The sequence below is a fragment of the Pseudomonas sp. CFBP 13711 genome (assembly GCF_014842265.1).
Taxonomy (GTDB): domain Bacteria; phylum Pseudomonadota; class Gammaproteobacteria; order Pseudomonadales; family Pseudomonadaceae; genus Aquipseudomonas.
The window spans coordinates 166802-182694 of sequence record NZ_JACYVI010000009.1; the positions used below are offsets into that span (position 1 = coordinate 166802).

Sequence of the window (15893 nt, forward strand, 5' to 3'; positions counted from 1 at the left end):
CCCTCTATTTATGGGATTTAACGGTTTTATAGACTCCATTACGTCAATAAAACGCAGCTGCAGAAGAAGGATTTGAGCAATTTATTTTATAAAAATAAAGCCACACTACAAAGATATAACATATTAAGGATCCCACCTTTACGGAATAATTAGGCAGAGCTTATTATTAAGTGGCCACAGTCTTTCCGTGCCTATCAGTTACGGGCAATCCGCCAGTATCTAATGCACTAACCGAGTTCAGTCTTCCCGATTAATCGCGTATAACCTGATGAGCGGTGGTCAGCCTTTACAGTCCCTTGATAGCGAATTTCTCCAATAAGATCGAAAAGGTCAGCGCAAACAGCACAATGTCGTCGTCGGCATGCGGGTTAGCACCGACGGGGGTATGCTGCAGCCGTTGCAGTTCGGCCGCAATCGCAGCGGGGTCGAAGAAACCTTCCCTAGCAATGCGCTCAGGCGAAAGCGCTTCGTATATCCACGCTTTGTTTTGCGCGAGCAGGTAACTCGAACCAGGCGCACGGAAACCGAATTTTTCCCGGCGAATGATCGCGTTCGGCACACGCCCGGCTGCGGACAGCTTCAACAGGTATTTTTCATCCATGCCCTTGAGTTTGAAGTGCGGCGGAAGCTGGCGTAAGAAGTCCACGACCTCGCGGTCCAGGAACGGAAAGCGGCCTTCAATCGAAGACATCATGTTCATCCGATCGCCGTGATCGCCGAGCAGATGGTCAGCCAGCCGCAGCTTCATATCCAAGTAGGAACGTTGATTGACTGGATGGCGCCCCAGCACTTTGGACACGTCGATGACCGGGCTGGACAGACAATCCTCGGCGACTAGGTGTTGCTCCAGATCCCTGGATAAAAACCGTCGGCGAAACCCGCGATAGTCGCCGTACTGGCGTTCGTAGCGCACCGCACTGCTGCCCCACAATCGTTCTCGGGCAAAGGCCTCCTCCTGGCTCAGGCCTTCAGCCCCCCGCTGCTGATTAAAGGCGTCGAAACGATACCCCGGGTAGCCGGCCAATAACTCGTCGGCACCCTCCCCACCCAGTACCACGGGAATACCGTGAGCCCGCGCCGCCGAGGACATGGCCATGGTGCAGGTGTTATAGGTCTCCTTCACCGGGCATTCGCTATGCCAGACCATCTCATGCAAATGGTCGGCGATGCGTGCGGGCTCGAACGGGATTTCTATGTGGTGACTGCCCAGTTGGCGCACCATCAACGTTTGGAAAATGCGCTCGTTGATCGCTCTATTCTCGGGGAAGACCACCGAAAAAGTAGTCAACTCATGATCAGGCGCGACGGCCTTTATCGACGCCCCCAGAAAAGACGAATCAAGGCCGCCGCTGAGGTAAAGGCCCACGGGTACATCGGCGCGCAGGCGACGCTTGACTGCCGCATCGAACAGCCCGAGAAACTGCTCGACGGCCGCCGTTTCATCGGTAAACGCTGACGACTCACCCTGCAGTGGATACTCCATATCCCAAAACACCGCCTGCGTGATAGCCGTACCGTCGACCAGCAGGCGATGCCCCGCCGGTAAGCTGCGAACGCCGCTGAACAGCGTGCGCGGGCTTACCAGCCCCGGGAAACACAGCGCTTGATCCAGGCCAATAGGGTCGATCGCCCGGGAGGCTGCCGGGTGTTGCAGGATGGCCTTGATTTCGGACGCGAATACAAAGGTGTTACCGAACACCGCGTAATGCAACGGCGTAATCCCCATGGGATCACGAAACAGCCACAACCGACCGCTTTGACGCTCCAGCAACGCCAACGAAAACTGGCCATTGAGATGGTCGGTCATGTCCGCGCCGTATTCCTCGAACAGGTGCAGGACCACTTCCATATCGCCATGGGTGCGAAAGATGTGGCCGCGAGCCTTCAGCCGCTCGCGCAATTCGATGTAGTTATAAATCTCGCCATTGCCCACCAGTGCCAGAGAGCGGTCCTCATTAAAGAGCGGCTGCTCGCTGCCTTGTGGGTCGATGATTGCCAGGCGCCGCATACCAATAGCTCGGCTCCCCTCCACCCAGGTACCTTGCGAATCCGGCCCGCGATGAATCAATGCTCGCAACATCGAGTCCAGCACGCTGGGCGCTGCGTTTGCCTGACCGGATAAATCCATGAATCCAGCAATTCCACACATGTGCCAAATGCCCTCAAGCCAATAATTAAGCTCTAAAACTCGGTGTCCAGGTCATCGTTGAAAGCCGACAAGGCCGGCTCGACGTCCACGGATAGTTCAGACACGAGCTGGTCCGGGTCGGTAATAATCGACGTAAGCAAACGGTGATAATTGTCCGCAAAGCGCTTGCAGGTTCGTTCATCAAACAAGTCGCGACGGTAGCCCAGCCACCCGGTGATGCCTTGCGGCGACTCATAAAACTCGATAAGCATGTCAAACTTCACCGACAGGCTGCCGGCGGCAAAGGGCTCGGTGATCAGGCCAGGCAAATTGAGCGCCGGTTTTTGCGTGTTTTGCAGGATGAACATGACCTGGAACAACGCACTGCGTGCCGAGTCGCGATCCGGGCGCAGGGTTTCAACCAGCTTTTCGAAGGGCGTTTCATCATGGTTGAAGGCCCCCAGCGCTGCCTGTCGCACCCCCAGTGCAACCTCGCGAAAACTCATGTCCGGTCGCACCTCCGAGGTGATTAACAAGGTGTTGGCAAAAAAGCCGATCAGGTTATCGGTTTCGGCGCGCACCCTGCCCGCCGTAGGTGAGCCCACGGTGATGCTGCTTTGCAACGATTGCCGGTGCAGCAGCACACAGAACGCGGCGAGCAACATCATGTACAACGTCACTCCGCACTGCCGAGCGCAGCCATTGATAGCGTCGGCCAAGGTTCGATCAAAAAGAATGTACTCAAACCCACCGCGCTCGGTCGTCGACGCCGTCGGCAAGCGATCAAAAGGTAATACCAGCTCTTCAACCTGTTTGAGCCTTGGCTGCCAGTAGGCCATTTGCTGGTCCATCACAGGCCCATTCAAGCGCTCTATCTGCCACTCCACAAAGTCGCCGAAGCCGATTGCCAGCGGCGGGAGTTGGGGCTCTATCCCCTGCAAGCGCGCCGCCACAAAGGCAGAAAAATCCCGTGCAAAAACGCCCATGGACCACCCGTCACTGACGATGTGGTGCATGTTGATCAACAGGAAGTGATGGTCGTCGGCCATTTTTATCAGTGACAGGCGTACGACCGGGCCGCAACTCAGGTCAAATGGCCGGTCGGAAATCTCGAACAGTAGCTCACGCGCCTGCGCCTCCAACTGCTCCCCGTTCAAGCCCGAAAGGTCCACCACCTCGATGGCGCAGTCAGACTGCTTGTTCACCATCTGGACCGGCCCTTGCGGCGTATTGCGAAAGGTCACGCGCAAACTTTCATGCCGTGCGACGACATCGTTAAAGGCGGCCTGGAACACCGCCAGATCCAAGGCCCCACGCAAGCGCACGCACTCAGGCATGTTGTACATCGTGCTGGCGGGGTTGGACTGATAGATGTACCAAAGCCGTCGCTGGGAGAACGAAAGGCTGAAGCGATCACTGCGTTCGCGCCGAGGGATCGTCAATCGCTGGGCCTTCAGGCGCTCGCCCACCGCATCGAGGAACAGGCGCCTTTGCACGGGGTTCAACGCACGCAGTTTTTCCTGCAGCAACTCCTGGCGACTGGGCATCATGGCGCCTCCGAAGCAAAGGCTTGACGCAAGGAGTCGACTTCGCCCGGCCCCAGCAAGCTAATATCGCCTACTTGCGCCAGCGGGTTATCGGCTATTTGCAACAAGGTACGCTCCAGGCGCTGGGCAAACTCGTTGATTCTGCCGGCCTCGAAGCGGTCCCGGTCGTAAACCATGCGTATGCCGTAGCCATTGTCACAGGTAAATATCTCGATCAGCAGATCGAACTCGGACACGCCGCTGTCAACCGCAACCGGGCGGGCCTGCATGCCTCCAAAGGTGCTCGTGCCGCCCAACATGTTTTGCATGACGATCAAGATATTGAACAGCGGATTTCGCCCGCGTGCGCCTGACAACTCCAGGCCCCGGACGATTTCATCGAGGGGTGTATTGGCGTGGATCGACGCGTCCAGCAATGTTGACTGGACGCGGCGCATCAAGATTTCCAGCAACTCGCTTTCATCCATGTGCAGACGAATGGGGAGCGCGCGAGCGAACAGCCCGACCACACGCTCCATCCCGGATCGAGTGCGACCGGCATCCATCACGCCCAGGCAAATGTCTTCGCCCATGCCATAGCGCTGCAGCACGATGTAGACGCCGGACAGCAATGCCACAAAGGGGGTGATCGCGCGCGCGGCGGCTACGCGCTCCAGATGCCCCCGCAGCGTCGCGTCGAGATCAATGCGTACGTGCCCCCCACTTGACACCCGGTGAGTCGCGCCAAGGCGATCCGGGCTCAGGCGTGTGGGGCGCAGTTGATGCAGTTGCCGGGCCCAATACTCCAGGTCGACACGGCGGCCAGGCGCCTCGGATTGTTCGAGTTCATCGGCGACATAATCAACAAAATCAACAAAATCAACCTTGGCCGCCTGTATCGGCAAGGCTGCGCCTGCGTGTATCGCGCTGTAGAGTTCGCTCAAATCCTCGACCAATACCCCAAGCGACCATTCGTCTACCAGCAGGTGGTGGATGATCAGCACACAGACCGCCCGGGTCGCAGACTGCCTGACCAAAACGAATTGCAACGGCGGCCCTTGCGTTAATGGCAAGGCCTCAAGCGTGAGCTGGGCCAGCGCCGGTTCCTGCTCTGCAACGTCCCATAGGCGTAGCGTGCGCTGGGGTGAGGCCAGGACTTTCTGTTGCGGTTCACCGGCATGTTCGCGGAAAACCGTGCGTAGTGCGCCATGGCGTTGCTGCAACTGCTCAACGGCCTGGCTGAGCACCTGCCCATCCAGCGCGCCGTCAATTTGCAGCGCGCAGGTCAACTGAAATGCCCGCCGCTCTTTATCGGCGTGGATGGCGAACCAGAGCTGACGTTGCGAAGATGATAGTGGACGCCACACATCGCGGTCGACCACGCGTGGCGCCGCAAGCGCTACCCCGCAATGGTGATTGACGAGGTGTTCGACCCGGGCGACATAGGCTTTTAAGGTCGGCGCCCGAAACAAGTCCACCAGCGCAATTGACGTTCCAAACAGCCTGTTGAGCAACGAGGTCACCGCGACCACTTTCAGCGAATGGCCACCCAAGGCAAAAAAATCTTCGTCCTGGCCGACCGAGCGCATGCCCAGCACCTTGCTCCAAGTGGCGGCAACTACTTCGCTGACCTGTGAGCGGTGCAGGCGTTCGTCGGATGCTTGGACCCCCTGGCTTGGTGCAGGCAGGCGTTTGCGATCGACCTTGCCGGCAGGCGATAGCGGCAAGCGGTCTAGCTCAATGATGCAGGCCGGTGCGGCCCCCGGCGGCAAAACAGCGGCTGCGGCGGTGCGTACGTCCTCATGACTGACCGGGGTCCGGCAAACAATGTAGCCGGCCAACTCGTAGTGACCCTGTGCGTCGGGCCAGAGTTTTGCAGCGGCGGCCACCACTGCCGGGTGCCGGTTCAAGGCGGCCTCGACCTCAGCCAACTCCAGGCGGATACCGCGAAACTTGATCTGGCCATCGTTTCGCCCCAAGTAACGCAGCCGTCCTTGCTCGTTGATATGCACGATATCGCCCGTGCAGTACATCAAGGACGGCGCTTCCGCCGTAAAGGGATCGGCCACGAATACCGCCTGCGTGGCCTCGGGGCGGCTGTGATAGCCGCAAGCCAGCCCTTGCCCGGCGAGGAACAATCGGCCCCGGCCTCCCATCGGAACGTGATGACCGTGGGCGTCCAGCACATAGGCCCGCATGTTATTAATCGGCGTGCCCAGGTAAGTTGGTTGGGCCTGCCTGCCGACCTGTTCGACCATCGCCCAGATCGTCGCTTCGGTCGGCCCGTAGAGATTCCATAGTTGGTTCACATGGGGCAGCAAGCGGTCAGCCAGCTCCCGTTCCAGCGCTTCGCCTCCGCACCAGGCACGCATCTGCAGACTGCCCTCCCAGCCCTGCTGCAGCAACAGTCGCCATATGGAGGGCGTCGCCTGCATCACGCTCGGGGCAGTGCGAGCAATCATCTGACCTAGCCGTTGCGGGTCTCGGCCCAGCTCACTCGGTGCGAGTAATAGCAATGCTCCGCTCCACAGCGGGGCGAAAATCTCCAGCAAGGAAATATCAAATGAGAGGGTGGTCAACGCGAGGAACCGGTCGTGCTCGGCTAGGCCCGGAGACTGGGTAAAACTGATCAACACGTTTTCCAGCGCCTGGGCCGGTACGATCACGCCCTTAGGCTGCCCGGTCGAGCCAGAGGTGTACATCAGATAGGCTGCATTGCCTGCCAGCTTCGTGCCGCCCGTCACACAGTCAGGTGCCGCGATCCACTCGCCCGATGCATCCACAGCTGCCCACTGCACATTGTTCAGTTGCAGGTCATCACCCAATTGACCAAGGATCAACCCGACACCGCTGTCCGCGACCAGGTACTGCTTGCGCTCCAACGGCAAGCAACGATCGATTGCCAAAAACGGACAGCCCAGTTTAATCAACGCCAACAACGCGACGACCTGCCCGGCATCACGATCCAGATGGGTGCCGACCAGTTGTCCCGGTTGGAGGCCCAATGCCCGCAATCGCGTTGCCATTGCCTCGCTGCGCTCGGCCAACTCGGCAGCCGACATACAGCAATCATCCCCCCACTGCAGTGCCGTCGACTGCCCCCGTGCGGCCAACCGAACCCCCAGTTGCACGCGCAGCCCATGCTCGCCAAGCGGCTGCTGGGCCCCTTGCCACTTGAACGCAGGCGCCTGTTCCACCAGTGCGCCGATCGGCTGATCCGGCAACCCAACCAAGGCCACAACGTATGCTTGCATGCGCGCCAACAGCGCAGCCACTGCGCCCTCCTCTACCTGTGCTGCGTTATAGGCAATCTCGAGTTTCAGACAGGGCCCGGGCGCAACCATCAGGCTGATGGGGTAGCTGGTTCGCCAGAATGCGCGCCGGTCTTCTACGCTGACGCCGTTAGCGGTGCCATCCCGCAGGGGGGGCAGGTTTTCAAACACCACGACCGTCTCGAACAACGCCTCCCCTGCAGAGAGCCCGGCTATCTCGTGAATCTCTGTCAGCGGCAACCGGCCGTTGTCCCAGGCGAGGGTCGATGAGGCCTGGACCTCATCGAGAAACGCACCGGCAGCCGTCGCCGGGTTGCAGCGCAAGCGCATGGGCACGGTGTTGACCATCAGCCCGACCATACTGTCGATCCCTTTCAGATCTACCGAGCGGTCGGCAATCACCCAGCCAAACGTGATGTCTTCACACAGGCTGAAATCACGCAAGGTCAACGCCCATGCTGCCTGAACCAAGGTGGCCAAGGTCAGGCGGCGGGCAACGACGGCCTGTGCGATTTGTGTGGTGCTGAGCTGTGAAAGTACGCGTTTAAGGCGCTGCGGCTGACGCTCGGCGACTTCAGATGAAGGCTGTAGAAATGGTGGGCTCGACACCAGCGCGGGCTCGGCAAATAGGTTCGACCAATAGTCCCGCGCCTGGGTGGTATCGCGCTTCTGGACCCAGCCGACGTAGGTCTTGAACGGCGCGCTGGGGGGATGGCTGCCGGTCAGGTAGGTGTCCATGACCCAACCGAGCAGGATGGCGGCCGACCAGGCGTCGAGGATCAGATGATGGTACGTCCACACAAACCGCAATGCGCCGTCGCCCAGAATAAACACGGCCATTCGATGCAGGGGTGGACGAGACAGGTTGAAACGGCTGACACGATCTTTTTCAAGGTAGCTGTCGAACTGGCGCTCCTGCTCTGTGGCGGGTTGGCTACTGCAGTCGATCAGCGTCCATTGCAATGGAACGTCACGCGCCACGATCTGCATCGGTGGGGAGACATTGCGCCAAGCAAAGGCGGTCTTGAGGGTGTCGACGCCACTGGCGACCTGCCCCCAGGCTGCACGCCAGCGCTCAGGGTCGACGCCGTTGAGGCGACAAGAAACTTGCACAAGATAGTCACACTCTGCGCCGTCTTGCAGAGAGTGAAATAACAGACCTTCTTGCAGGAAGGTCAGCGGATAAATGTCCTGAGCCTGAGCCTTAACCGGCAACGGCTGTGAGTCAACGGGGAATTGAAGCTGATCTACCATCGATTTCACTGCTCCTTGTGAACCTGGGGCGTCGTCTGACGCACTCGCCCTCAGGGATGACCATCGCCGTGTCGGCCTCAGGCCGTTACGGGGACTTAATGTAGCCCCATATCGAAAAACAAAAGTAGTTCAATTTGTAAAAAAAGCATTTTTTCTTTAAAAATTGTATTGACCATTCGTGCCATCAAGCATCCCTGATCGAGATTCTTCTATTGGCACAACTCACGAACCTGTACTAGCCTCGAGCATCTCGCGATAGCGGGGTTCAAACATGACAGCTTCACATCAGGGCTGTACCTGTACCTAGGGGATGGCCCCGTGACTAGACGGATCTGCGGATGCGAGACACAGGGAGGTGTAATTTATGGGGATCACTGGCAATCGTCTGCTCGCTGTTATTTGTGTCGTCATTTTCACGTCGCCTTTTCTCCGCGCCGCCCCTGCCCGGGAGCAGATTCCCGTCACCTGGGATAGTTGGGGTGTGCCGCACATAGAGGCCAGCTCCGAGAACGCGCTGGCGTATGCTGCAGGTTGGACACAGATGCGCAGCCACGCCAATGCGGTGCTGACGCTGATGGCCCGTTCGCGCGGACGGCTGGCCGAAACACCAGGCCAACTGCAATTGGATTACGCGCTGGCGCAGGATCGCTGGGTCCACCAGATGGGCATTGCCAGCACCGCGCTTCAATGGTGGGAGCAACAGCAGCCCGTTGAGCGCGAAAGCCTGCAATCTTTTGCCGACGGGATTAACGACTACGCGACGGCGCATCGCGGCGAGATCGATGATGAGTTGCGGGCGGTGTTGCCGATTCAGGCTGTCGATGTGCTGGCGCGCTTGGCGCACGTGATGCTTTACGATTTTGCCGTCTCAGCGGCCAAGGTTGGCGATGACACCCGCGCCTGGCGTGCGGGCGCAGAGCCGGCGATCGCCAGTGTGCAGAATCGCGGTTCCAACGCCGTTGCCATTGCCCCCCGAAAATCAGGCAGCGCCGCCCTGCTGCTGAGTAACCCGCACTTGCCTTGGTCCGACCTGGTGCGATGGTTCGAATATGAGTCGGTGACGCCCCACGGAAACTTCTACGGCGTGAGCCTGCTCGGCCTGCCCACGCAAGTTATCGGATTCAATCAGAAACTGGGCTGGACACATACTGTCAACCCCATGCATAGCTATTACCTGTATGAGCTCAAACTCAAAGGCGATGGATACCTGCTCGACGGCGAACCGACGGCGTTCCAGACCCGCACCGAAACCATTCGTTTGCGCCAGCCTTCGGGTGAGTTCATAGACAAACTCATCACCTTCAGCGACAGCCTCTTCGGGCCGGTGGTCGCCCGCAACAAGGACCGGGCACTCGCGCTCTGGGTCACCGGCAAGGACGCGGCCCACACGCTAACTCAATACCGCGATATGGCACGTGCACAGGATCATGAAACGTTCAACCGGCTACTCAAGCGCCAGCAGATTGCAATTTTCTCAATCATCTACGCTGACCGCGACGGAAAAATCGCCTATTACTTCGGCGGCCGCAACCCGGCCTCGCGTAACAACATCCACCGCGACGCGCTGATTCTGGATGGAAGCAAGCGAGCAAACCTGTGGACCGACGTGCTGCCCCTGGAGCAGTTGCCCGCCGTCATCGACCCTGAAAGCGGATGGGTGCAGAACGCCAATGACCCACCCTGGACAGCCACTCAGCCCGCGCGTCTGTCCTCCACAGACTATGCGAAAGGTCTGGTGACAAGCACATTCGTCAACTTGCGCGCGCAGCGCATCATTCAGCGCCTGGAGGCCACTCCAACGATTGACTTCAATGCGCTGCTGAACCTGAAGCTCGACACCGGCTCCGAGCTCGCACTGCGCACGCTCGACGACTTGATTGCGGCGGGACGCCAGGCCAGTGACCCCGATAGCCAGGTAGGGGCGCGGATTCTTTCCGGCTGGGACCGCGCAATGAATGCCGACAGCCGCGGCGCCGTGCTGTTCAGCCAATGGGTCAAGCTGATGCCGGGTGACGACAATATCTTCACGATCCCCTTCGATCCGAGAAACCCCTTAGCCGGCCCCCGCGGCCTCGCCGTGCCGGCCAAAGCCGCCGGGCTGCTTGGCGAAGCAGTTCGGGGCTTGCGCGAAACAGGCGTGGCCCCGGACGTTGCCTGGGGTGAACTGTTCAAGTTGCCCGGCGCTCAACGGCTGCCTGCCAATGGCGGACCTGATCCGCTGGGGCTGATCCGCGCCACCTACTTTGCCCAGCCAGGCCCGACACCAGGCTACATCGCCAATGGTGGCGATGGTTTCAGCGCCGTGGTGGAGTTCGGTACCCAGCCCCGTGCCATGGGATTGCTGGCCTATGGAAATTTCACCGAACCCTCGCCGCCAGGGGTTCGCGACCAGATGCAGCTCTATGCCGATAAGCGCCTGCGCACGCTTTTGCGCGCGCCGGTCGACTCAAGCGACATCGTGCTCAAAGAATTGATTCCTTATTCGCCAAATCACTCATTGCGGGCCGCGGATACGGGAAACCGCCCTGTGCCGACTATGCCTTGGAGGTAACACTGCTCATGACCACTAATGCCGCGAAAATCTTTGCCACCCTTGCAAAACAGCACCCCGAGAGCATCGCATTATCGAGCGCTGGGGGCGACCTCACCTACGGTGCCCTCGACCAATGGTCTGATGCTATTGCCGCTGATTTGAGAAGCCGCCTGGGTTCAACGTCCGGTCCGGTGATCGTGCTCTCCTCGGAGCCCAAGCAAGTCATCGCCGCGATCATTGCAACGATGAAAGAAGGCCTTATCTTTGTACCGCTGGACCCGCAGTCACAGCCAGCACGCCTGCGCAATGCGATCGACAGCGCGGACCCGGTCGCGATGTTGTGTGATGCGAATGGCGCGGCAACCACCCAAAAACTTGAGCTGTCGACCTCTATCGAAAGCATTCAGATCGGCGCACCTCGAAGCCTGGAAACGCCACTGCCCTGCACCGAAGAAGAAGACCCCGAAGCCGCGAGCTATATCTACTTCACCTCCGGCTCAACTGGTGAACCCAAGGGGATTCTGGGGCGGCTCAAAAGCATTGCACACTTCGCCAAGTGGGAAGCGCGGGCGTTTAATCTGAATGACTCCGTACGCTGTTCGCAGTTGACCTCCCCGGCGTTCGACGCGTTCTTGCGAGATGTGTTTACCCCCCTGAATGTAGGTGGCACTGTGTGCCTGCCACCGGAGCGCAACTTGGTCGCCGACGGTGAAAGACTGGTGAATTGGCTGGATGAAGCGGCGATCACCTTGATGCACACCACGCCCGCCATCCTGCGCATCTTGCTTAAAACCTTGCAGGCGCGCTCACAACGGCCTAACACCCTGCGCCGGATTTGCGTAGCCGGATCCGTGTTGCTACCGGTTGACGTCAAACGCTTTTTTGAGGTGTTCGGCAACGCTGTCGAGCTGGTCAACTTCTACGGTCCCTCTGAAACCACGATGATCAAGTTGTTTCATCCTGTTCGAGAGCAAGACGCAGAACGTGCCAGTGTACCGGTGGGCAAGCCGATCGACGGTTGCCGCGTGCTGATACTGGACAACCGGCAAAAGCCCTGCGGCATCGGCATGATTGGAGAGATCTACATCCGCACCCCCTTCAAGAGCCTGGGTTACTACCAACGGCCCGACCTCACCTCAGAAGTGTTCGTGAGCAACCCTGTGAGCGGTGACCCGAACGACCTGGTTTACCGCACGGGCGATCTGGGTCGCACGCTCGACGATGGGGCATTGGAGTTCATCGGGCGTCGCGATCGCCAGATCAAGATAAACGGCATCCGTATTGAACTCGGTGAGATCGAAAACAACTTCCACCAACACCCCAACGTGCGCGACATCACCTTGGTAGAACGTAAACTTGACGAAGGTGAGAATGAACTCATCGCCTACCTTGTTGCCAGCCCCGAAATACCCGAGGATGAATTGCGTCGGGCGATGAGCGAGCGATTGCCGACGTCGATGATCCCGCGCCATTTCATCTTCCTGCCCATTCTTCCACGCACCGTAACCGGTAAGATCGACTACAGCGCCCTGCCTGACATTACCCCGAAAATCGCCGACAGCGCCCAGTACGTCGCCCCGCAAACCCCGGTAGAGGTCACGCTGGCATCCATCTGGCGCGAACTCATGCAAATCGATACGCCCAGCACCACCGCGAACTTCTTTTCAGTCGGTGGGCATTCGTTACTCGCCATGCAGGTTCTGTCACGTGTTGAAGCAGCCTTCGCCATCAGTATCGCATTGCGCGACTTTCTTGATAACCCGACTATCCAGGGCCTGGCAGCGAAAATCGAGGCCGACCTGCTGACCGCGACAGCGGATGACGATGAGCTACTTCAATTGCTGGAGCAACTATGACCAGCCCGACGAAAAGCACCGAGCCGTTGACGTTCACCGCCGAGGAGTTAAGTGCCATTGAGCACTTCGTCCGATCTTCCGGGCTTGTCACGGATGTCGCGGTTGTGCATACGCCGCAGTCTGAAACGCCCATGCGTTGCAGCCGGTGCGCGATCTCGACCCAGGTCAGCGGCATCCGTTTGGACCAGGACGGGGTTTGCAACGAGTGCCGTCGTTACGATCGTTACAAAGAGCGCCTGGACCTATATTTCAGTGACGCGGATGCGCTGCAAGCTATCGTCACGGCAAACCAACCGCACAAGCGATCGGATATCGACTGCATGCTGCTGTTCAGTGGCGGCAAGGATTCAACGTATGTACTGCACCAATTGGTCGACATGCAGTTGAAGGTCATGACGTACACGTTCGACAACGGCTTCATTTCGCGCCAGGCATTTGACAATATTGCCCGTATCACCCGCGATCTGAACATCGAGCACGTCACCGGAACGCATGCACAGATGCGCGAGGTCTTCCGTCAAAGCCTCAAACGCCACAGCACTGTCTGCAAAGGTTGCTTCAAGGCCCTTCTGGACCACAGCCTGACCCTGGCTGACCAGCGAGGTATCAACCTCATCTTCACCGGCATGTCCCGTGGGCAGATCGTTGAGGAACGCCTCAAGTTTTTTCATGACCGCAATATTTTCGACCCTCAGACCATCGACGCAAAACTGGCCGAGGGCCGCAGGATCTATCATCAGGTTGAGCGTTATGCCGGCCTGGATGGAAAACCGTTTTACGATAATTCGATTTTTGACCGGGTCCGCCTGATCGACTTCTACCGCTACAGCGACGCCAAAAAGCAGGACATTTACGATTATCTGAGCACCAGTCAAGCCGGATGGGAAGAACCCAAAGACACCGGTTTCTGCTCTTCCAATTGCTTGATAAATGACGTGGGCGTCGCCGTTCACGGCATTGAAAAAGGATTCTCGAACTATGAAATACCCACCGCCTGGGAGGTTCGTCTAGGTCATTTGGACCGCGACAGCGCCTTGGCTGAACTGGCGGGCATTTCCGACGGTGAGCGCGTGACGAAGATCCTTCGTTCGATCGAATACGAACCTACACCGCAGGAGGCAGTGCGCCCCCACCTCGAAATTTTCTCGGTATTGAAGAACGGCGGGACCATGGCGGACCTGGAACAAGCAGTCAGAACCCGTTGGCCACGTCACGATGTGGCCCCCAAGCTGATCAGGGTGGCCTCTATCCAGCGTGACGACCAAGGCTGGCCGATTACACAAACGCTGGCGCCGCAGGTCACGCCGATAGAGATAACCCCGCCCCAACAACCCACGGGGTTATCCGCCGCACAGTTGCAACTTCTCGCGCTCCCCGCCACGGGCAAAGAAGGCTGGATTACCCGTGTCATTGTGACCAGGGAGCCATTGGATCAGAGCTTGTTTCGACGTGCGTTGTTCCAGCTTCTCACGCTGCACCCCGCGCTACGAATGCAGTTGAGCCAGACCGACAACGGTATTGAAAGCCACATCGCACCGATATCCAATGCACTGCCGCTGATCTGGGCGGACCTTTCAGGTAAGCCCGTCGAGCAGAGAAAAACACTGGAAGCTCGACTGTCCACGGCACTGCTTTCAAAAGTCGGCACCGGGATAAACGAACCGTTGGCGCTGTTTGCGGTGACCTCCCCTAACGTCGACGAAAACAGCACCCTCGCGATTGCCCTGCATCGTCTCGTCATGGACGAAGCCTCGTGGTCGATCATGATGGGCCATCTGGAATGGTTCTATCGCATTATCGCCAGCGACACCGCGCCGAAAATGCCGCTGGCAACAGCCGGGAATGCCGCCGAACCGCGGCTGCCTGCATGGGTCAGCGCACCGATTCGACGCGGTTCGCGCGACATCAAACACCTGGTGTTGGACCATGACGTGGCAAGCGACCAGTTTGCCCAAGCGATCGCCGAAGCACTCTCGCCCTTACCGGTCAGTATCCTTGCGTCCCTGCGTCAAAACGACGATCAGCGCATCGGGTATTTCACCGGCAGTGAGCAGCGCCTGCATGGCAACGACCCGCAGGTGGTCATCGTGTTGGAACACACCACGGCAGCAGCGTCCACGCTATTTACCGAGGAACGAGAAGTCTCCGATTTGGCGATCGCTGGTGGACGAAGCTGGTTGGCGATCCGCCGCACTGCCGGCGGCACGCGGCTGTGTTGGAGTGCCGACAGCAGTGTCCCGACCGACGTCACGCTGACAGAGGTGATACACAGAGCCTGCGCCCTGGGACGCTCGTCCCAGGGCGAGGCTGATCACGCGACGAAGGCCTAGATGAGCCTCAGCGCGAGTGCCTTGGGATTGGCGGCCTGCACCTGTGCATCGGTAAGCAGGCCCGATTGGCGAATGAACGAATCATCGAGCTTGGCATTGGCGAAGTTGGCCCCTGCCACTGCGGTCTTTTCAAGGCTGGCGCCGCGTAAATCCGCCTCTTGCAGGTTGCTGCCGATCATTTGCGCACCGTTGAGGTTGGCGCCTGCCAGGTTGGCCCCTTGCAGGTTGGCGTTGGCTAGGTTGGCGCCACTGAAGTTCACGCCGGACAAGTCAGCCCCGGCCAGAAAAGCATTGCTCAGGTCAGCACCGCTCAGGTTGATGTCACGGAGTTCGGCCCTCTCGAAGTTCGCCCCTGCACAGATGGCATTGGACAAGTTAACCGACTTGAACACCGCGTCCGAAAAAACGCCATCCGAAAAATCAGCACCTGTCATATCCACGGATTCAAACATGGATTCTCGGGCGACGGCACCGGCGAAGATGGCACCCCGGAACGTCCCTCTCAGCACCTTTGTGTGGACAAGCGTGGCCTTGGTCAAGTTGGAATTGTCAGCGGCGCAATTGTCCAGCAACGCACTGGAGGCATTGATACCACTCAAATCTGCGCCGGAAAGCACCGTGTTGGCCAAGCCCGTATCGATGAAGCTGGAGGAGGTAAAGATGCCGTTGCTCAGGTCGGCGTTTGAGAGATTCGCCGAATCAAAAAAGCAACCGTCCCAGCGCGCGCCTTTCAACGAAACGCCGGACAAATTGCTATCGCGGACATTGGAGTATGTGACTCGAGTATTGGAGAGGTCGAGGTCTGCCATCGACATGTCTCCCAGCTCAAAGCGAAATTGGCCGGTTTTATTGGCCGTATGCAGGTCCGTTGCAAAATCGACTGCCCATGAAAGATCAAAGGCTACCGACTGCTCTAAATTTTTCGGGTCTGGGAGGTTGCTGCTCATGGTTCTTCCTATCAGTTGGTAAAACGTTTTTAGTATACAACCTGAAT

Annotated in this window: 7 protein-coding genes; 3 read left to right on the plus strand and 4 right to left on the minus strand. The window is 58.7% G+C overall.

What is annotated here, in order from left to right; translation table 11 throughout:
- Positions 1–286 precede the first annotated feature (286 nt).
- From asnB to IFT47_RS17760, 3 genes are read right to left on the minus strand one after another with little or no spacing between them, the layout of a single operon-like run.
- On the minus strand, positions 287–2149 hold the full coding sequence (gene asnB, locus IFT47_RS17750; protein WP_274598127.1) for an asparagine synthase (glutamine-hydrolyzing): 1863 nt from the start codon (positions 2147–2149) through the stop codon (positions 287–289).
- A gap of 32 nt (positions 2150–2181) precedes the next feature.
- Positions 2182–3657 carry a condensation domain-containing protein gene (locus IFT47_RS17755; RefSeq protein WP_192173722.1) on the minus strand — a complete coding sequence of 492 codons (1476 nt, stop codon included), beginning with the start codon at positions 3655–3657 and terminating at the stop codon, positions 2182–2184.
- A 17-nt stretch (positions 3658–3674) separates the two neighbouring features.
- Positions 3675–8180, minus strand: coding sequence for a non-ribosomal peptide synthetase (locus IFT47_RS17760; RefSeq protein ID WP_192173723.1), 4506 nt, complete (start codon positions 8178–8180; stop codon positions 3675–3677).
- 364 nt (positions 8181–8544) lie between these two features.
- Between IFT47_RS17760 and IFT47_RS17765 the strand changes: the two genes are divergently transcribed.
- From IFT47_RS17765 to IFT47_RS17775, 3 genes are read left to right on the plus strand one after another with little or no spacing between them, the layout of a single operon-like run.
- A complete protein-coding gene (locus IFT47_RS17765) occupies positions 8545–10731 on the plus strand; it encodes a penicillin acylase family protein (protein WP_192173724.1) in 2187 nt (728 codons plus the stop codon).
- Between the two features lie 8 nt (positions 10732–10739).
- Positions 10740–12569, plus strand: a complete 1830-nt coding sequence (locus tag IFT47_RS17770; RefSeq protein WP_192173725.1) for a non-ribosomal peptide synthetase — start codon at positions 10740–10742, stop codon at positions 12567–12569.
- Positions 12566–14899, plus strand: coding sequence for a condensation domain-containing protein (locus tag IFT47_RS17775; RefSeq protein ID WP_192173726.1), 2334 nt, complete (start codon positions 12566–12568; stop codon positions 14897–14899). Before IFT47_RS17770 ends, IFT47_RS17775 begins: the two co-directional genes overlap by 4 nt.
- Here the strand turns inward: IFT47_RS17775 and IFT47_RS17780 are convergent.
- Positions 14896–15846: a pentapeptide repeat-containing protein gene (locus IFT47_RS17780; protein ID WP_192173727.1), complete on the minus strand. Its 951-nt coding sequence runs from the start codon at positions 15844–15846 to the stop codon at positions 14896–14898. The genes IFT47_RS17775 and IFT47_RS17780 overlap by 4 nt on opposite strands.
- Between the last annotated feature and the right edge of the window lie 47 nt (positions 15847–15893).

Excerpts from the sequence above, each read along its gene's own strand:
- IFT47_RS17780 (WP_192173727.1), bottom strand. The coding sequence starts at position 15,846 with ATGAGCAGCAACCTCCCAGACCCGAAAAATTTAGAGCAGTCGGTAGCC.
- asnB (WP_274598127.1), bottom strand. The coding sequence starts at position 2,149 with ATGTGTGGAATTGCTGGATTCATGGATTTATCCGGTCAGGCAAACGCA.
- IFT47_RS17775 (WP_192173726.1), top strand. The coding sequence starts at position 12,566 with ATGACCAGCCCGACGAAAAGCACCGAGCCGTTGACGTTCACCGCCGAG.
- IFT47_RS17760 (WP_192173723.1), bottom strand. The coding sequence starts at position 8,180 with ATGGTAGATCAGCTTCAATTCCCCGTTGACTCACAGCCGTTGCCGGTT.
- IFT47_RS17770 (WP_192173725.1), top strand. The coding sequence starts at position 10,740 with ATGACCACTAATGCCGCGAAAATCTTTGCCACCCTTGCAAAACAGCAC.
- IFT47_RS17765 (WP_192173724.1), top strand. The coding sequence starts at position 8,545 with ATGGGGATCACTGGCAATCGTCTGCTCGCTGTTATTTGTGTCGTCATT.